The sequence below is a fragment of the Rhizobium zaerense genome (assembly GCF_051810725.1).
Taxonomy (GTDB): domain Bacteria; phylum Pseudomonadota; class Alphaproteobacteria; order Rhizobiales; family Rhizobiaceae; genus Rhizobium; species Rhizobium leguminosarum_I.
Genome location: NZ_CM132690.1, coordinates 2400803 through 2418230 on the forward strand (window position 1 = coordinate 2400803; position 17428 = coordinate 2418230).

A 17428-nucleotide genomic window follows, 5' to 3' on the forward strand; every position below is an offset into this window, starting at 1 on the left:
GACCCATTTGCATCCATCGTCTCGGCGGCGACCCTCTCGACAAACTGAGGGCAAGGGATCTCACGCTCCCGATCCGCACTCTGTCATGAACCAGTCGATGAAGCGGCGCACCGGCTTTTTCGCCCAGCTGTTCGATATGACGTAATAGCCCTGGTTCTCAGCCGTCGCGATGTCGGAAAGCACCAGCAGATCGCCGCGCTCGATCTCCCGGCGGAACACCTCGACTGGGCAGAGCGCCACACCATGCCCGGCGATCACGGCCGTCGCAAGCATGTTGAAATCCTGGAATATCGGGCCTCGAAGCGGCTCCGGCGCTTTCTGGCCGGCCTTGCGGAACCATTCCTTCCAGCCGTCGATGGATTCGTCGTGCAGCAGATCGGTGCCGCCGAGCGAGACGTCGCCGATCGTCCAGTTGCGTTTGGTAATGTAGTGGCGGCTGGCGACAGGCTGGTTGCGGCGGGAGAAGAGCAGGCGGCTTTCCCTGCCGCCGCTCAGATCCTCGCCCATGGTGATGAGCACGTCGAGGCTCTCGTCGTCGAAGCGTTCTTCGGCGCGGGCATAGACGATCCTGACGTCGAGATCGGGGTTGCTTTCCTGGAACGAGGGCAGGGCAGGGACGAGCCAGCGCGATGCGATCGAGGGAATGCAGCCGACGGTGATGGCGCGCATGTCGTGATCGCGTCGCATGTTGCCGGTCGCATGCGCAATCGCCACCAGCGATCCGGAGATGGCCCGGTAATATTCGCTGGCGGCTGCGGTCAACGCAACGCCGCGGCCCGATTTCTGCAGCAGCTTGCGGCCGAGCCAGTTTTCCAGATGCTTGATTTGATGGCTGATCGCCGCATGGGTGACGTGCAGCTCGTCGCCCGCTTTCGAAAGGCTCATCAGGCGGGCCGTGGCTTCGAAAGCGCGCAAGGCATTCAGCGGCGGCAACTGCATGTGTAAAATTTCCTAACAGATGACGCAGGAATCATCATTTGAAAACGCCAGCCATTTCAATAGCTAATTGTGGTGGGCGATGAAAATGAATCATCGCTACATCTTCAATAATTTGTCAGGAGAATCGGCGATGTTCGTCGGAAATCTGAAGGAGGTGGAACTCACCGAGCGTTTCGTCGACTGGGGCAACGGCACGAGCCACCGCCTGCTGACCAAAGACGACGGCATGGGCTTTACCGTGTGCCATACCGTCGTTCGCGCCAATAGCGAGGCCCTGCTTCAGTACCGCAATCATCTGGAGGCCTGCTATTGCATCAAGGGCGAGGGCGAAGTGGAGGATATGGACGGCAACGTCTTTCCGATCCGGGCCGGCGATATCTACGTGCTCGACAAGCACGACCGGCATTATCTGCGCGGCGGCAAGGATCAGGACCTTATTCTCGTCAGCATCTTCAATCCGCCGCTGGCGGGAACCGAACGGCACGACCTGCACAACAAGAGCGGGTCCGAATATTGAGTGATCCCGTCGTCGACGTAGCGAGGTGAACAGAGCCCGGCAAATGGCGGGCTCTGCTTCCGGCGCGAACGGCAAGGCGTCCGCTGCCTATTCGTGGCGACATAAGCGCTGCGTTGCCTTATTGCTGCGGCTGCTGCTGCCCCTGCTGCTGTTGTTGCTGGCCCGGGGGCGGCGTGCCGATCTTTTCCAGAACTTTCTTGGCCAGAGCCGGGTCGCTCTGTGCGGCCGTTAGGATCGACGAGTATTCCTCGACGGAGATATCTGGAGAAGCCTGGACGGTATCGACCATCTGCTTCTTAGCTTCTTCCTGCAACTGCTGCTTGGCGGCCTCGTCCTTCGTCGCGCCGATCTTGGCGGAATATTCCTGTCTCACCTTATCGACCTGCAGATAGGCAACGGCGAAGGCCTCGATTTTCTGATCGCTGACGGGAGCGGTCGCACCGCTGCCGCGGGGCTGTCCCTGCGGTTGCGCCTGCGCCGGCTGCTGTTGCGCCTGGGCCATGTCGACAGCGGATGCCGGGCTGAAAGCAAGCAGACTGAAGACTGCCGCGCTCAATGTTGCGACAGATGTGTAACGAGTGATCATATTCATTCCTCTTCAAGTGCATGATTTGGTTGGCAGCAGGACCGCCTCGGTCAATCGCTCAGCCCTCAAAGGCAGGGCGAGGTCGTGACGATGGAACCTTTAAGAGGGCACGGTGCGGCGATAAGGGGGCGATTTGCTGACGATTGAGCGGCAGCTTTGTGACAGTCGGCTCGTTGGGACGCGTGGAAAATTCCAGTCATTGTCGGACTCTGCGGCCCGGATCTTCGGCGGTGTTCATCGCTTATCTGGATCAGAAATGCCGGCAGGAACGTGGCGACGACTGCCTCGGCGTGGCGGTAAATCTCCTGATTCGTCAGAACGGCCTTTCCCGGCCTCGTCTTCGTGACGCTAAGCAGCCTCGACCGGCCCGAACTGATCGAGCCGGGGTGGAGATGTTCACCCGACGCCGGCTGGCCTGGGCAAGGCCGCTCGATCTTCCGCAGTTCGAAGGCATGCCCGGTTGAGCCGCGATGCCCTAAAGCGCGTCCCAATCTTTCAGCGTTTTCTCTTGCGCTTTAGGTCTTTGTTTCCACGCATATCGTTATCGCAAAACGGCTGCACACTTTTGCGTGACATGCTTTTAGCAATTTTTCTTGAAGAAAAGTTCGATCCGGTGTCGGATCGGCCAAGCCCCACCCGTCCTAGGTTCGTCCATTCGAGTCCATTCAAAAGGATCATGACCATGCCGAGTACCATACGCCTGCACCGCGTTCTGGCGACCAGCCCGGAGAAAGTCTATCGCGCATTCCTGGAGGCGGACGCGCTTGCCAAGTGGCTTCCGCCGAACGGCTTCCTCTGCACCGTGCATCATTCGGAGCCGGTTGTCGGCGGCACGTTCAGAATGTCCTTCCGCAACTTCACGACGGGCAATAGCCACGCCTTCGGCGGCGAATATCTCGAGCTCGTCCCGGGCGAACGCCTGCGCTACACCGATAGGTTCGACGACCCCAACCTGCCTGGCGAAATGGAAGTCACCGTGACGCTGAAGAAGGTTTCGGTCGGCACTGAGGTGGATATCGTGCAGGCAGGTGTGCCTGACGTCATTCCGCCCGAGGCTTGTTATCTCGGCTGGCAGGAGTCGCTTCGAAACCTCGCGAGAATCGTCGAACCCGACATCCAGGAATAGCAAAAGATCGCGCCGGATTGAGTCGATCCGGCTGAGATCATCTGATGGCGCGTTTGGCGAGAGCGTGCCGGGCGGCCGTGGCGCCCCAGTCGTCGGAAAGGTCCTGCCCTTCGATTTCGGCTTCGGCGATCGGGGTCGCGCGGATCAGCGGTACGGAGCCGAAAGGCAGGCCATCGATCCGCCCTGCGTCGCGGCTCAGCATGATGCGGGACATCGGGAGATAATCCTCGGTCAGTCGGCAGAACAGGATGGCGCCGTGCTTCTCGACATCGCGGGCGACGCGATGACCGTCTGCCACGAGGTCTCCGATGTTGATCAACAGGTTCGCCCAGTTTTCGATCCCCGCCGTATCCAGTCTCGCAGCGTCGAATTCCATGAAAAGCTCGCATTCGACGCCGTTCTCCGGCTCGGATATGCCGGCCCAGGGGGTCGACAGCCCGTCAGTGGCAAGTGTCAGTCTTCCCGGCGTGTGGATGGCGAGGATGCGGCGATGCGGGCCGAACCATTTTGTCTGGGCGTGAATATTGGCCGTTCCGCGCTCGACGGCGAAGTCCTCCTGCAGTGTGCCGCGGCTCTGCCAGAAGGCGCGCCGCGCAGCCGCAGCAATCTCGTAGATCGGGTCGTCGGGGCCGCGCGGTACGATCGTCTGATCATAACTGGTTTCGAGCGCGATCTTCGCCTGCATGAACGGAAATTTCGGCTTCTTCCAGCGGATCACCATCTTGTTGAAACGTGGCCCCTCTGAGGCAGCGAGCTTTTCGACGACATCCGCGATGCTGTCGAGCGGATGCCTGGAATCCTCCGGGACATGCTTTCCCTCGGCATCGAGGTAGCCGCCCGTCCGGGAGGAACGCCCCGCCTGCATCGTGGTGGCGGTCCATTCGCCGCTGACCGCGCCTGCCGGCGCCTTGCCGAGAGCCGGGGCAAGTTCCCGAATCGCATCGTCAATCGAATAGGATGCCACGTCGCCCCTCCGCCTTCGCCCGAAGATCGTATCCCGCGGCCGCTCGGCCGCGACCAGAAGCCAGCGCGGCGGCGTCTCCATTCAATAGCGGCTGGAGCAGGGGGCTTTCCTGGGAGGTGAAACGCACCGGCGATTATTTGCTTCCGTCATTCGGCCGCGCTTTGGCGCTGTCGTTGGTCGTCGACGAGGCAGTTTTTCCGTCCGGTTGCTGCCCGAAATATGTACCGCCGAGATGGCCGCCGGCGCTGGTGTTCTTGACCTGCTGTTCGGCGCGTTTCCGAAGTTCACGAACGTTGGTCTTGCTCATTTTTCGGCTCCATGGTTGAGGTGGACCTCTGATCAACCGATGGCGGACGACACTGTTCCATATTTTCTGCTGGAACCCTTCGTCCTTCGGATGGTTTATCCGCCATGAGATTCCTGGCCATCATCATAACGGGCCTGGCGCTCGTGGCACCTGCAGCGCACGCCTTCGCGCTCCTGAACAAGATCGGGATGGCGAAGGCGGATTATTTTATCGCGCAGCAGGCCTATGCCGGATGGTGGATCGTCGGTCTGCTCCTGCCGCTGGCGCTCGTGGCCAATATCGGCAACGCCGTGACCCTCAGGGCTGATGGAAGCGCAATGATGTTGTCGGTTGCGGCAGCCGCGCTGATCGCGCTCAATCTCGTCATCTTCATGATCTTCACCCAGCCGGCGAATGCGGCGACGGAGAACTGGACAGTGCAGCCGGAAAATTGGGAAAGCCTTCGCACCCAATGGGAATATTCGCACGCGGTCAATGCCGTGGTCACTTTGCTTGCTTTCTGCTGCGCCACGCTTGCCTCGCTACGATAAAGCGCGCTTCGCGCGAAAGTATTGCCGCGGGAACACTTGCTGGTCTTTTCGGTTTTCCCTGTTCCAACCAAGGAGGAACCACGATGGGCATGACGACACCGAAAGACGGCGCCCCCGGCACGACCGATCAGTCACCCCGCTGGGAAGGGCCGAAGGCAAATAAGCCCCGCGGCTACATGAAGGCCAAGGACGATCCGGATCGCGACCGCGATGCGTATGGCGAAAACAATCGCGACCCCGAGACGAGAGATCTCGGCGACGCGCTGAAGCAGAAGGGCGATTGACATGGGCAACCCGAAAAAAGATGCCACCGGCCAGTTCGCCAAGTCGCGGGCTGACCGGAAGAGCAGCGGCGTCGCCAGCGCCAAGCCGACCGTCATTACCGGCTCCGAGGATGCGACGGTGAACAAGAACCCGCCTGGCAAGAACAAGCCCGAAAAGGATTGGGACATCAATTACGACCCGGCCGACATGAACGAGGGCCGCTCGCGTTAGGCAGCTGTTTTTGGGAAGGCGCTCCCTAATTTCCGACGGGGGCGCCCACCTCTTCCTTCCAGGCCCCGAGCGCCTCAGCAAGGATGGGCTCTCTTAAAAATAGGCCGGATGGTCGATGTCGGCGAGCAGGCTGGGTTCCTGCGGCTGCCAGCCGAGCAGCGCGCGGGTGTGCTCGCTAGAGGTTGGGATGTCGAAGCCGGCGAACATGGCGAACCAGCCGAAATGCTCGGCCGCTTCTTCCCGTGAGAGCGACACGGCGGGCACATCGAGCCGCCGGCCGATGACCTCGGCGATCTGCCTGAAGGGAACTCCCTCTTCCGCGACTGCCAGGAACGGGCCGCCGGCGGCGCCGCGCTCCAGCGCCAGCCGATAGACACGAGCGGCATCGAGCCTGTGCACGGCCGGCCAGCGGTTCTGGCCTTCGCCGATATAGGCAGAGACGCCCTTCTGCCGGGCCAAATCGATGAGGATCGGCACGAAGCCGTGGTCCCCATGGCCATGCACCGAGGGCGGGAGCCGGACGGTGGATGCCCGCACGCCACGCGCGACAAGCGATACCGCGGTGATTTCGGAGGCGCGAGGGTAGGTCTCAGATGTCGGCATAGGCGGATCCTTCTCGGTGCCGACGCGGCCGGGGGCAAAGCCGAGGCCGGCTGTGACCAGCAGCGGATGATCGGAGCCTTGGAGGGCTTCGCCGAGTGCCTCGATGGCGCGCCGGTCGGCGGCGCAGTTCTCTGCGAATTTCGAGAAATCATGGTTGAATGCCGTATGGATCACGGCGTCTGCCTCAGCCGCACCGCTTTTCAGACTTCCCAGATCGTCGAGCGTGCCGTGATGGACTTCGGCGCCGGCAGCGGCCAGTTGATCCGCTCCCTTGTCCGAGCGGGTGAGGCCGAGCACCTGATGGCCAGCGGCGATCAATTCATTGACGACAGCCGAGCCGACCCAGCCGGTGGCCCCAGTGACGAATACGCGCATGTGATATCTCCAGTTTTTGCCGGAGACAGATATCGGCTCTGTCAATATCATGGTAAAGTAGTGACATTATCATGGTATAAAGGCTAACAGGATGGGCGAGTTCGTCACCTCGGATAACCGGCTCGGTACTTATTTGAAGGACCGTCGCGTGCGGCTCGATCCCGCCGCCTTCGGCTTCGCGCAGGAGAGACGGCGCACGCCCGGCTTGCGCCGCGAGGAGGTGGCGAGCCGCGCCAATATCAGCCCGACCTGGTACACTTGGCTGGAGCAGGGCCGTGGCGGCGCGGCGTCTGCCGATGTGCTCGACCGGATCTCTCGCGCGCTGATGCTGACTGATGTCGAGCGCGAGCATCTTTTTCTGCTCGGTCTTGGACGCCCGCCCGAGGTGCGCTACCGCAGGCAAGAGGGGGTGACACCGCGGCTGCAGGGCGTGCTCGATGCGCTGGACCCGAGCCCGGCGCTGATCCGCACCGCGATTTGGGACGTCGTCGGTTGGAACCGGGCAGCAACCGTGCTCCTGACCGATTACGGCGCGCTGCCGCCTGAGGAGCGCAACGTACTGCGCTTCATCTTCCTCGATCCGCGCGTGCGCGCCGCCCAGTACGACTGGGAAAGTGTGGCCCGTTTCGTGATCGCGGCCTTCCGCGTGGACGCGGCCCGCGCAGGTGCTGCGGCCGAGGTCGAGCCTCTCGTCGACGAACTCTGCCGCAAGAGCCCGGAATTCCTGGCAATGTGGCGGGATAACGACGTGCGCACCCACGGCGAGGGCGCCAAACACATCCGCCATCCCATCCTTGGTCCACTCGCTTTCGAATATTCCGCCTTCCAGGTGGATGGCCGGCCGGATCTCAGCATGGTGGTGTACAACCCGGCGACGGCGGAGGATGCGGCGAAGATCAGGGGGTTGGTGGGCTGAGGCGAGGGCGGTTGCTTGAGGGAACCTCGGCAGCGCTTCTATTAGTTGTTGCCGATCCGGGAACTCCCCGCAGTCCCGGTCGTAAGAGTGGCGAACCGTGCGGAACATTTATGGCGAAGGCGAGCCCGGAGGGAGACCGAAGGGCACCTTCCGACCATCAAAGACCGTTGATCGGCGATTTCGGGGCGAGAACGTTTCAAGCATATAGGAGGACATCATGGAAGACAGAGAGCAGCGGTCGGACAAGATGGCCGGGACGCCAGACAGACACCCGGGCCGTGAGCCGCCGATCCGAGAATCGAGCGAGCAGCAAGGCATGGCGCCTAGCGTCTTTGACAAGGACCGCGTCATGCCCATCGGCAAACCGGGCGTCAGAGTCAAAGGCGACAAGAAGGGGTGATTGGTTTGCCTGATGCCGGTAAACCCGCACGCAGCGGGATGATGATTTTCGTGCTCGTCATTTTCGTCGTCGCCATTCTCCTGGCGCTCGGATATCTGCTGTTTGCCCATCCCGGCGAGGCGCCGTCGAACGCGCCGGCCGTCCAGTCTGCTCCGACCCAGTAGCGGGTTATGTGCGTCCGTCTCGGAGGTGACCGGCCGCCGACATGTCTCACAAGCGCCGGTAGCCTTCGGCTTCGGCGCCTTGAGAGGAGGCTGTCTTCAGCTTTGACGTCGCTAAGGTTAGAGCCAGGGCGAAGCCCCCCCCGAACGTGATAAAGCTGTGAAATGCTAAATTACTACCTTTGCTAGAAAATTTGTTGACCGAGCCGATCTCAGCTGCTTTCCTCCCGATAGACCAAGGCGAATGGATCTTGAAGGAGATATCCATGACAGTGATTGCAAAACCTGTAGCGGTCGATGATGTCAGCAGCGCTTCCGAGAATGACGTGATCTCGGGCAATCTGCTGGATAATGATCTGGCCGGTGGCTCCGGCAACATGTTCCTCAACTTCTTCGATGGCGAGCGAGTTCTTGCCAAGACGGCCGGGCAGGTCACCGATATCGAGGGCGAACACGGCACGTTCCACATCAAGGCCGATGGCTCCTACACCTATACGCTGAACGAGGCCGCCAAGGCGGGCTTCATTGACGGAATGACGTTGACGGAGACGATCGGCTACAAGATTTCCGACGGCGCCGGCAACACCGATTTCGGCCATTTCAAGCTCGACATTCACGGGGTCACGAGCCCGCCGCTCGCGGTCGACGACGCCTTCTCCTTCCGCGAAGGAAGCGAGATGGCCCGCAACGTGCTTGCCAATGATCACGCGGGAGAGGCGGGCACGCTCTTCCTGCGTTCGGTCGAGGGCACGAGCATTCCTGCCGGTCAGGGGCAAGGGCAGACGACCGACGTGGCGGGTGAATTCGGCATCTTCCATTTCGCAGGCGATGGAAGCTTCACCTACGATCTCAATCCGGCCGTGAAGGCTGGCCTCGATGATGGCGAGCATGTCACCGAGAAACTCCAATATTACAAGGTCTCCGACGGCGCCGGTCACGCAGATGCCGGCGTGATTACTCTGACCGTCGACGGCGTGACGGACGGGAAGTCGTTGAATACCCATCATGTCGAGGCCCAGGCGGAAGTGGTGCGCCCCTTCTTGGACCATTACGAACTCCAGGGGGTCGCGATCGATCCGCTAACCGGCAAGTATTACGTCAGTTCCGGCCATGGTTTCCCAGATGGTCCCATGGTGAGCATTTACGACAACGCCGCGGCATTTGAAGCCGACCATGCCAGCGGCGCCATCTCTTTTGGCGACTATGACAAGGGCGAATATGACATCGGCGGAACCTATTTTTCTGTCCGCGGCGGTGAAATCATCGGCCGAACCAACGAGGCGAGAGGCCAGGAGGATCCTTTCCCCGATCAGACCTATCTCGCAAAATGGGATGCCGCAGACGGATCGCTCGATCAGCGGGGCGATCCAATCCCGAGCCTTATCGGCGAGAATTGGGCGGGTACGTTCGACTGGGGTGGATTCACGGCCGTCAATACGATGCAGGATTCGACTGGCATTTATGTCGTCGGCCGCATCAATGATTCCACCTGGCAGGTCTCCAAAATCGATCCCGAAACGCTGAGCCCGATCGAATCCAAGACCTTCGCCGCCGGCGGGCTCGGCTACGGCTTTGCCGTCGACGGCACCTTCTTCTTCGGCGATTCCTCCAGCAGCGAGCATATCGGCACGGCCTTCGACTTCGAAACCGGGGTCAAGACAACGGTTGACGTCAACATTGCCATACCGGGAGACGACTTGATCACCAACGTGGTCTATGACTCAGCGGTAGATAATCTCTACATCACCAACACCGGGATCGACGAAATTTCCGTGGTGCACAATATCTCGGACGTCCTGTTCGTCTAGCGCATGATGCCGAAAATGCGCGATTTTCGGAAAGCACGCGTCTCCGGCTGCCCCGGCAGCAAGAGCGGCGGGCCGTGCGGAACAAGGATGGCGGCCGACGTCTTCAGCCGGCCGCGTGGACCGGTTTCGGCCGATGATTTGGAACCATGATCCCGCCGTACTGTTTAACTGGGAGGCGCCGAAGCGCCGATAACGGGGATGCCGATTGCCGGCCAACCCGGTAATGACGATCGGCCTTTCGGTTCGCCTATGGAGGAACACGACATGCAGACGACCCGATCGAAAGAACTGGCGGACGAATACCTGCGGCTTGGCGGCAAACGGCTGGCGAAGATCGATGACAATATCGTTAAAATCCGCCACTGGGAGGATGACACGCCGGAGGCCGAGGCCTTCTGGCAGAAGCACATTGAGCCGCTGGATGATAAGCGCCGCGTAGAGGTCGAAACGCACCTTCCCACGATCAACGACAGGTGATCGCGAATCAACGACTGGTGATCGCGGCGATTTCCCTGGAGCGCATGACATTGAAGCACGACAGCGCTGCGCATCTGAAAAGACGCGGCAGGCTGTCGTGCTTGGATATGTCGCGCCGCTGCGCTTACTGCAGCGTGCGCGTCTGGATCTGTTCGGCGGCGTGAGGCGCGGATGCGGGCAACGGGCTGCCTTCCAGTCCGGTCGCCACCACCGAGACACGGAACTTGCCGTCGAGGCTGCGGTCGAAGATCGCGCCGACGACGATATCGGCATCTTCCTGGACTTCGTCGCGAATGCGGCTTGCCGCTTCGTCTACTTCGAACAGCGTCATATCCGAACCGCCGGAGATCGAGATCAGCACGCCCCTGGCGCCCCGCATTGAGATATCGTCGAGAAGCGGGTTGGCAATGGCGGCTTCCGCCGCCTTCATCGCGCGGCTTTCACCGGAGGCTTCGCCAGTGCCCATCATCGCACGGCCCATGCCTGACATGACCGACTTCACGTCGGCAAAATCGAGGTTGATCAGGCCTTCCTTGACGATCAGATCGGTTATGCAGCCGACGCCGGCATAAAGCACGCGGTCGGCCGTCATAAAGGCATCGGCGAACGTCGTTTTCGCATCGGCGATGCGGAAGAGGTTCTGATTGGGAATGACGATGACCGTATCGGCCGCCTGGCGAAGCGCCTCGATGCCGATTTCCGCCATCCGCATGCGGCGGTTGCCTTCGAAGGTAAACGGCTTGGTGACGACGCCGACCGTCAGAATGCCGGCGGCACGCGCAGCGCGGGCGATGACGGGTGCGGCACCCGTGCCCGTTCCACCGCCCATGCCGGCGGTGACGAAGCACATATGCGAGCCGGCCAGGTGATCCATGATCTCATCGAGCGACTCTTCGGCAGCCGCATGGCCGACCTCAGGCAGCGAACCGGCGCCGAGACCCTCGGTCACATTCGCGCCAAGCTGGATGCGGCGCGTCGCCTTGGAGGTGGCCAGCACCTGAGCATCCGTGTTTGCGGCGACGAATTCGACGCCTGCCAGCTTTTCCGCGATCATATTGTTGATCGCATTGCCACCACCGCCGCCGACGCCGATGACTGTAATATGCGGCCGTAGTCCAGAAATGCCGCTCTTGGCGTCCGACATCGCGCTCTCCTTTGATGCTTCGTTCATGCCCACCCTCATTTGCGGACGGCGAATCGCGCGTCAGGATACGCGAGCAAGAAGGCAGAGGCGAGGCGAAAGACTCGCGCGGCAATTCGGGATCGTCGAGCGTCGCCTCGGTCATGCGCGTGTTGGAGCGCGCGGCGGCGTTTCCACCCGCACGGAAAAGAAGGCTGCGGCGGCATCAGCGCGTCGTCGTGCTCGCGGCCGTCACCGTCCAGGGACGCTTCGACGACGGCTTCTTGCATGCGAGCCACCTTGTTCGCGAGGATGGACGAACCGAAGCGCTGCGTCTGCCGAAAGGTCCCCCGCACAGACGATTTGGAGATTTCGATCACAGAGGCTGACGGGCGTGAACCAAAGCCGCGCTGCGGTGTTTACCCACGCAGTTGATATCTCCGACACAGGAACGTTCCCATGAAAAGACTTCTTCTCTCAGGCATTGCCCTCGCCGCGCTCTCCGGCGTCGCATTCGCGCAACAAACGCCCATCCCGCCATCGGCCGGCACACCGCCCGCCGTGCCCGAATCCAGCACACCGCCTTCGCCGCCGCCAGCGCCTCCATCTGCCTCCGGTGATGATGGGTCGACGATGGATGGGCCGACGATGGACCGGCCGGACGCGAGAGAACGTCCCGATGGCCCCGATCGCCAATGGCATGGCCCGAGAGGCGAGATGGGCTTCCGCGATGACGGCGGCTTCCGTGGCGACAGGGGCTTCCGCGGTCATCACCCGATGCTCCCGCCGCCCTCCAAGGCGGCGCATTTCCGCATCGAGGACGGCAACACCAGGATCGACCTGAAATGCGCCGAGGACGAACCGATGAAGGCCTGCGCCGATCTCTTGCTCCAGGTCATGGACCGCCTGCAGGGCCAGGACTGATCGTATGCGCGTGAGGCTGATGCTGCCGCACGAGGATGCTGTCGCCCGCGTCTTGCGGGCGGCTTTGGAGGTTATCGGAGGCGTCACTACGACCTGGATCGTAATGATCGGCGAGCGCATGACACGCGTGCCGCCGCTCCATCCGCTCGCAATGCTGGTCGATCCAGCGGCGCGGCGGCCGATCTGGGCCTGCCAGCCCTGTGTCGCCTCTCGAGGCTACATACAGGAGGACATGCTCGACGGCGGCATCGTCGTCAGCGCCAGCGCCATGCATGTCGAGATCAGGCAAGTGCGGTGACGCTGTCGTTTTGACAGCGCACCGGCCGGGCCGAAGCTATTCTTGCGCTCTGAGATATACTTGTGCGATTGTAGTGTAATACATGCGATACTGCATGATGCGGGCGCAGGGGCTTCGATGACATCCGTGAGGGTCAATGAGTTGATAACGGTAGCGGGGCAGCCCGACGCCGCAGGTTTTGCCGCCTTCGCGGCTGATGGCTTTGCCGCCGTCATCAATGCCCGGCCGGATGGCGAGGAGCCGGGGCAGCCAGGCAATACGGCGGAAAAGGCTTCCGCCGCCGCCGTCGGGCTCGCCTACAGCTTCGTGCCAGTGAAGGGGGCCGAGATCACCGAGGCTGATATCCGCGCCTTCCAGACGGCGGTGACGCAGGCGAAGGGGCCGGTCGTCGCCCATTGCAAGACCGGTACGCGGGCGCTGACGCTCTATGCACTGGGCGAGGTGCTGGACGGGCGGATGAAGCACGGGGATATCGAGGCCTTCGGTCAAAACCTCGGCTTCGATCTTGCCGGCGCGCGCCGCTGGCTGGAAAGGCGGTCGGGGCAGGCGGCTCATGTGAAGGCCTTCTTCGAGCCCCGCACCTGCAGTGTGCAATATGTCGTTTCCGACCCGGCGACGAAACGCTGTGCCATCATCGACCCGGTGCTCGATTTCGATGAAATGTCGGGGGCGACCGGAACGGCCAATGCCGACGCCATCCTTGCTCATATCGAAAGTGAGGGGCTGACGGTCGAGTGGATCCTCGACACGCATCCGCATGCCGATCATTTCTCCGCCGCACATTACATCAAGGGAAAGACCGGCGCGCCGACGGCGATCGGCGTGCATGTCACCGACGTCCAGACGCTCTGGAAGGAGATCTACAACTGGCCGGCGCTTAAAACCGACGGCTCGCAATGGGACCGGCTGTTTGCCGATGGCGACACGTTCGAGATCGGCACGCTTAAAACCCGCGTGATGTTTTCGCCCGGGCACACACTCGCCTCGATCACTTATGTGATCGGTGACGCCGCCTTCGTGCACGACACGGTGTTCACGCCGGATTCCGGAACTGCGCGCACGGATTTTCCGGGCGGCAGTGCTAGCTCCCTCTGGCACTCGATCCAGGCGATCCTGTCGCTGCCCGAGGAGACCCGGCTCTTTTCCGGCCACGACTATCAGCCCGGCGGCCGGCACCCGCGCTGGGAAAGCACGGTGGCGGCGCAGAAGCGCGCCAATCTTCATATTGCGGGTGTTGACGAGCCCGGCTTCGTGGCGCTGCGCCAGGCGCGAGACCGCACGCTGCCCAAGCCGAAGCTGATGCTGCACGCGCTGCAGGTGAATATCCAAGGCGGGAGATTGCCGGAGCCGGAGGGGAATGGCCGGCGATATCTGAAGATACCGCTGGATGCGTTGTAGCTGCATGGCGGCGAGGAAATGGCCATCGCCATGACCCTCGTTGCCTATGAAGGCGTGCGGCTTGCCGCAACAGTAGTGCTTCGGTCCGGTGAGGGCGCGTTTTCGGCAGCGGTCGTGGCTGATGTTCTGTTGATCAATTCTCTCGCGGCGATTGGGCTCATCTGCCTGCATGCCGGCGCGGCAGCCGGCCGTGCGCTCGTTGCAAGACAGCCGGGAACGGTGTTGTCTTAGGCTTGAGGCGCCGGAAACCGCATTGTCTCACGCAGCAACTCGATGGCCTCTGAGACCGATGGCCCTTTGACCGATGGCGGCTCTGCGCGTCCGCAGAACTCCCGCCAGACAAACAGCGTCAGTTCCGCGCCGTCCGTTGCGGTTTCCCCCGGTTCCTCTGCGAAATTCTCGAGCAGACGATATCGAGCGTCCCTCCAGAACAACTCCTCCACCCAGTCATATATCGGGATCACATGGAAATGGATCGGATAACCGGGCGCGTGGCCATACCGGCCGATATAGACGCGCTGTGCATTCAATTGCCGTTTCAGCGTACTCTGAGCCCTTGCGAGCAATGGGCCGAATTCGGCCAAAGCGTCTTCAGGCAAATCCGACAGATCGTTGGTGTCGGTCTTGGAGCTGATCATGAGGTAACCGGGAAGGGCGGAGTTCATGCGGTGGTTCACAAGCCATCCGGCCGTCTCGACAACGTGAAAGTGCTGAGGGATTTCCACGGACTGCCTCTTATCCTGAGCACCCTTCAGGGGCTTCGATGAATTGAGCTGGAGACCGGTATTTTGGCGATGTGCGAAAGGGCGCTGTAACACATTGGATTGGTGCATCATTTTATTCTTAAATCGACACCGATTTAAGGTATGGGTTGAGATGGCAGGCGGCAACGGTTATCTCAAGCCGACCGGCAAGCGGATCGTCCGCGAACGACAAGGCGCATAGCTTCCATGATCCCCGATTTCCTCGTCACCCATTCCGGTGGCTTTCATGCCGACGAATTGCTGTCGAGCGTCATCCTGACCCGGCTTTTCCCGCAGGCGCGTATCGTCCGCAGCCGGGCGCCGGAGTGGATCACGCCGGGCGAAGACCGGATCATTTATGATGTCGGCGGAGCCTATGATCCTGCTGCCGGGATATTCGATCACCACCAGCGCGCCGCGCCGCTACGCGACGATGGCCAGCCCTACAGCTCGTTCGGCCTGATCTGGAAGCATTATGGCCGTGATTATCTGGCAGCCTCCAGTCTTCCCGAAGCACATGTGGAAGTGATGCATGGCTCTTTCGACGCCAGCTTCGTGCTGCCGATCGATCTGACCGACAACGGTGCGCTTAGCCCGTCGGGGCCGCTGGCCGGGCTGACACTGCCGGCGCTGCTGGAGACCCTGAAACCGGTTTTCGACGAGACGGACCCTGAAGCCGACGATCACGCCTTCCACGCGGCCCTTGCGATTGCCCGCAGTTTCGTCGAGGCTAGGATCGCCCAGAGTGCCGCAAAATTGCGGGCCGAGGCAATCGTGCATCGGGCAATCGAGGCGGCGGGAGAGGGGCGTGTTCTGGAATTGCCGAGGGGGATGCCCTTCCGTCCCGCCATCGTCAAGGCTGGCGCCGATCACCTGCTGTTCGTCGTTCATCCGCGCGAAAAGGACTGGTGCGTGACCGGCATTCGCCGCGGCGACGAGGGCTTTGAACTCCGGGCCGACCTGCCGGCGACCTGGGCCGGGCTCACCAATGGCGCACTGGAGGCGGTTTGCTGCATAGAGGGGGCGAGCTTCTGCCACAACGGCCGCTTCATCGCCGCCGCGAGGACCCGCGAGGCAGCGCTTTCCATGGCGGAGTTGGCGGTGAACGAGGCGCTTTCGATCGGGGCATAGTCGCGGCAGCTGAGGTGGCGCGGGACCTGCATCATCTGCGCCGGATCCGCCGACATCAGATTGCGTCCATGTGGCCCACTGGAACGGATTGACTTGCACCCGCGAAGGACTAAGCTTTAAGGATAGAACCACTACCCGCACGCGAATGATTGTGGAGGGTGCGAGTGGGTGGCGACCTTTGGGAGGATGAGGTTTGCCATGGATTACCGTGTTGTTCTGCTGATCGCCGCATCCGTTATTACCCTTTTCCCCGGTAGCGCCGGGGCGCAGGCGGGCGATCCGACGGCGGGTGCTGTCGTTTTCAAGAAATGCGCGACCTGTCATATCGCCGATTCCGATACGAACAAGGTTGGCCCGTCGCTGAACGGGCTGTTCGGCCGGAAGGCCGGAACGCACCCTAATTTTGCCTATTCGGCCGCAATGAAGGCGGCCGGAGACGGCGGTCTCGTCTGGGACGAGGCGACGCTACGCGACTATCTGCACAATCCTAAAGCGAAGGTGAAGGGCACCAAGATGGCCTTCGTCGGCCTGAAGGACGACCAGGAGATCACCGATCTCATCGCCTATCTCAAGCAATATTCAAAATGATGGGCAATATTCCAACTGCGGGCATTACTGCAAATGACGGGTCGCGGCCGGTGGCGCGTGCCTAAATTGGCGTAATTGCCGATATTTTCTATCTGTGCGATAATAAAGACGAACTTTTTGCGGAATGCGGTTTCACGGGTCGACTGCTCGAGGAGGAGCGGACATGGCTGTCGTGCTGATCCTCGTCCTGATTGTCGTCGGCTCCGTGCTGTTCCATGTGCTGAGCCCGTGGTGGTGGACGCCGATCGCGTCCAACTGGACCTATATCGACAGCACCCTCGTCATCACCTTCTGGATCACCGGCATCGTCTTCGTGGCGGTGGTTTCGTTCATGGCCTATTGCGTCTTCCGCTTCCGGCACAAGCCAGGCAACCGGGCGCATTACGAGCCCGAGAACCGCAGGCTGGAATTGCTGCTGGGAGGGGGAACGGCGGTCGGCGTTGCGGCGATGCTGGCGCCCGGCCTGATCGTGTGGAACCAGTTCATTACGGTGCCCAAAGATGCTGCATCGGTCGAGGTCGTCAGCCAACAGTGGCAGTGGAGCTTCCGGCTGCCCGGAGCCGACGGAAAGCTCGGCCGGGCCGAGACGCGCGACGTCACCCCCGAAAATCCGCTTGGCCTCGACAAGAATGATGCAAGCGGCCTTGACGACGTCATCATCGAGGGCGGCGAGCTGCATCTGCCGATCGGCAAGTCGGTGCACATCTTGCTGCGTTCGGTCGATGTGCTCCATGATTTCTACGTGCCGGAGTTCCGCGCCAAGATGGACATGATCCCCGGCATGATCACCTATTTCTGGTTCACGCCGACCCGGACGGGGACCTTCGAGATTCTCTGCGCCGAACTCTGCGGCGTCGGCCATCCGCAAATGCGCGGCACCGTCGTCGTCGACGAGGATGCGGACTACCAGACTTGGCTCGGGCAGCAGCAGACATTCACCCAGTTGACAGCGTCATCGGGAGAACCGCCGCCGGCAAACTGAACCGGCGTAGCGGTCACAGATCGCTTGCCGGTTCGGTTAA

At 61.6% G+C, this 17428-nt stretch carries 23 protein-coding genes and 2 pseudogenes; 18 read left to right on the plus strand and 7 right to left on the minus strand.

The window, feature by feature from the left end; translation table 11 throughout:
• Positions 1-60: 60 nt before the first annotated feature.
• Positions 61-939, minus strand: a complete 879-nt coding sequence (locus ACS4RR_RS11510) for a LysR substrate-binding domain-containing protein (protein ID WP_222331652.1) — start codon at positions 937-939, stop codon at positions 61-63.
• Positions 940-1069: 130 nt separating this feature from the next.
• Here ACS4RR_RS11510 and ACS4RR_RS11515 point away from each other — a divergent pair, with 130 nt between their 5' ends.
• Positions 1070-1456: an ectoine synthase gene (locus ACS4RR_RS11515; RefSeq protein ID WP_456190099.1), complete on the plus strand. Its 387-nt coding sequence runs from the start codon at positions 1070-1072 to the stop codon at positions 1454-1456.
• Positions 1457-1574: 118 nt separating this feature from the next.
• On the opposite strand, the gene ACS4RR_RS11520 is transcribed toward ACS4RR_RS11515, so the two are convergent.
• Complete coding sequence (locus ACS4RR_RS11520; protein ID WP_456190100.1) at positions 1575-2048, minus strand: DUF4168 domain-containing protein; 474 nt, start codon at positions 2046-2048, stop codon at positions 1575-1577.
• A gap of 315 nt (positions 2049-2363) precedes the next feature.
• Here ACS4RR_RS11520 and ACS4RR_RS11525 point away from each other — a divergent pair.
• Positions 2364-2506 (plus strand): annotated as a pseudogene (locus tag ACS4RR_RS11525) (GFA family protein); the annotation flags it as partial.
• A 218-nt stretch (positions 2507-2724) separates the two neighbouring features.
• Positions 2725-3168 carry an SRPBCC family protein gene (locus tag ACS4RR_RS11530; RefSeq protein WP_064247377.1) on the plus strand — a complete coding sequence of 148 codons (444 nt, stop codon included), beginning with the start codon at positions 2725-2727 and terminating at the stop codon, positions 3166-3168.
• 37 nt (positions 3169-3205) lie between these two features.
• On the opposite strand, the gene ACS4RR_RS11535 is transcribed toward ACS4RR_RS11530, so the two are convergent.
• Both ACS4RR_RS11535 and ACS4RR_RS11540 read right to left on the minus strand, forming a co-directional pair.
• A complete protein-coding gene (locus ACS4RR_RS11535; RefSeq protein ID WP_170255109.1) occupies positions 3206-4132 on the minus strand; it encodes a hypothetical protein in 927 nt (308 codons plus the stop codon).
• Positions 4133-4265: 133 nt separating this feature from the next.
• Complete coding sequence (locus ACS4RR_RS11540) at positions 4266-4439, minus strand: hypothetical protein (protein ID WP_017964889.1); 174 nt, start codon at positions 4437-4439, stop codon at positions 4266-4268.
• A 104-nt stretch (positions 4440-4543) separates the two neighbouring features.
• On the opposite strand from ACS4RR_RS11540, the gene ACS4RR_RS11545 reads away from it, so the two are divergent.
• The 3 genes from ACS4RR_RS11545 (at position 4544) to ACS4RR_RS11555 (ending at position 5464) form a co-directional block, all read left to right on the plus strand.
• Complete coding sequence (locus ACS4RR_RS11545) at positions 4544-4969, plus strand: hypothetical protein (RefSeq protein WP_162116133.1); 426 nt, start codon at positions 4544-4546, stop codon at positions 4967-4969.
• Between the two features lie 83 nt (positions 4970-5052).
• On the plus strand, positions 5053-5253 hold the full coding sequence (locus ACS4RR_RS11550) for a hypothetical protein (RefSeq protein ID WP_017964887.1): 201 nt from the start codon (positions 5053-5055) through the stop codon (positions 5251-5253).
• Between the two features lies 1 nt (position 5254).
• Positions 5255-5464 carry a hypothetical protein gene (locus ACS4RR_RS11555; RefSeq protein WP_017964886.1) on the plus strand — a complete coding sequence of 70 codons (210 nt, stop codon included), beginning with the start codon at positions 5255-5257 and terminating at the stop codon, positions 5462-5464.
• A gap of 93 nt (positions 5465-5557) precedes the next feature.
• On the opposite strand, the gene ACS4RR_RS11560 is transcribed toward ACS4RR_RS11555, so the two are convergent.
• Positions 5558-6442 carry an SDR family oxidoreductase gene (locus ACS4RR_RS11560; RefSeq protein ID WP_017964885.1) on the minus strand — a complete coding sequence of 295 codons (885 nt, stop codon included), beginning with the start codon at positions 6440-6442 and terminating at the stop codon, positions 5558-5560.
• A 91-nt stretch (positions 6443-6533) separates the two neighbouring features.
• Between ACS4RR_RS11560 and ACS4RR_RS11565 the strand changes: the two genes are divergently transcribed.
• From ACS4RR_RS11565 to ACS4RR_RS11585, 5 genes are all read left to right on the plus strand, one after another.
• A complete protein-coding gene (locus tag ACS4RR_RS11565; RefSeq protein ID WP_260296493.1) occupies positions 6534-7358 on the plus strand; it encodes a helix-turn-helix transcriptional regulator in 825 nt (274 codons plus the stop codon).
• A 217-nt stretch (positions 7359-7575) separates the two neighbouring features.
• Positions 7576-7758, plus strand: a complete 183-nt coding sequence (locus ACS4RR_RS11570; protein WP_162116136.1) for a hypothetical protein — start codon at positions 7576-7578, stop codon at positions 7756-7758.
• On the plus strand, positions 7755-7922 hold the full coding sequence (locus ACS4RR_RS11575) for a hypothetical protein (protein WP_170254696.1): 168 nt from the start codon (positions 7755-7757) through the stop codon (positions 7920-7922). The genes ACS4RR_RS11570 and ACS4RR_RS11575 overlap by 4 nt, the downstream gene beginning before the upstream one ends.
• 263 nt (positions 7923-8185) lie before the next feature.
• Entirely contained in the window at positions 8186-9727 is a 1542-nt protein-coding gene (locus ACS4RR_RS11580) for a cadherin-like domain-containing protein (protein WP_456190101.1), read from the plus strand.
• Between the two features lie 198 nt (positions 9728-9925).
• Positions 9926-10204 (plus strand): hypothetical protein, encoded by a 279-nt coding sequence (locus tag ACS4RR_RS11585; protein WP_017964880.1) that lies wholly within the window; start codon positions 9926-9928, stop codon positions 10202-10204.
• Between the two features lie 124 nt (positions 10205-10328).
• Here ACS4RR_RS11585 and ftsZ read toward each other — a convergent pair whose 3' ends face one another.
• On the minus strand, positions 10329-11348 hold the full coding sequence (ftsZ, locus tag ACS4RR_RS11590) for a cell division protein FtsZ (RefSeq protein ID WP_017964879.1): 1020 nt from the start codon (positions 11346-11348) through the stop codon (positions 10329-10331).
• Between the two features lie 435 nt (positions 11349-11783).
• Between ftsZ and ACS4RR_RS11595 the strand changes: the two genes are divergently transcribed.
• From ACS4RR_RS11595 to ACS4RR_RS11610, 4 genes and pseudogenes are all read left to right on the plus strand, one after another.
• Positions 11784-12248, plus strand: coding sequence for a hypothetical protein (locus tag ACS4RR_RS11595; protein ID WP_260108954.1), 465 nt, complete (start codon positions 11784-11786; stop codon positions 12246-12248).
• A gap of 4 nt (positions 12249-12252) precedes the next feature.
• Entirely contained in the window at positions 12253-12546 is a 294-nt protein-coding gene (locus tag ACS4RR_RS11600) for a hypothetical protein (RefSeq protein ID WP_260108953.1), read from the plus strand.
• A 117-nt stretch (positions 12547-12663) separates the two neighbouring features.
• Positions 12664-13944, plus strand: coding sequence for a bifunctional sulfur transferase/dioxygenase Blh (gene blh, locus ACS4RR_RS11605; protein WP_456190102.1), 1281 nt, complete (start codon positions 12664-12666; stop codon positions 13942-13944).
• A gap of 39 nt (positions 13945-13983) precedes the next feature.
• Positions 13984-14175: pseudogene (locus ACS4RR_RS11610) on the plus strand (hypothetical protein); the annotation flags it as partial.
• On the opposite strand, the gene ACS4RR_RS11615 reads toward ACS4RR_RS11610, so the two are convergent.
• The gene (locus ACS4RR_RS11615; protein ID WP_260111052.1) at positions 14172-14669 is read right to left on the minus strand and encodes an HIT family protein; all 498 of its coding nucleotides are present in this window, start codon (positions 14667-14669) and stop codon (positions 14172-14174) included. The pseudogene ACS4RR_RS11610 and the gene ACS4RR_RS11615 overlap by 4 nt on opposite strands.
• Before the next feature lie 225 nt (positions 14670-14894).
• Here ACS4RR_RS11615 and ACS4RR_RS11620 point away from each other — a divergent pair, with 225 nt between their 5' ends.
• The 3 genes from ACS4RR_RS11620 to ACS4RR_RS11630 all read left to right on the plus strand — a co-directional run bounded on the left by ACS4RR_RS11620 (position 14895) and on the right by ACS4RR_RS11630 (position 17388).
• Positions 14895-15818, plus strand: coding sequence for an MYG1 family protein (locus ACS4RR_RS11620; protein WP_260108951.1), 924 nt, complete (start codon positions 14895-14897; stop codon positions 15816-15818).
• A 198-nt stretch (positions 15819-16016) separates the two neighbouring features.
• Positions 16017-16406, plus strand: coding sequence for a c-type cytochrome (locus ACS4RR_RS11625; RefSeq protein WP_170276501.1), 390 nt, complete (start codon positions 16017-16019; stop codon positions 16404-16406).
• Positions 16407-16569: 163 nt separating this feature from the next.
• Positions 16570-17388, plus strand: coding sequence for a cytochrome c oxidase subunit II (locus ACS4RR_RS11630; protein ID WP_017964870.1), 819 nt, complete (start codon positions 16570-16572; stop codon positions 17386-17388).
• The last annotated feature ends 40 nt before the right edge of the window (positions 17389-17428 follow it).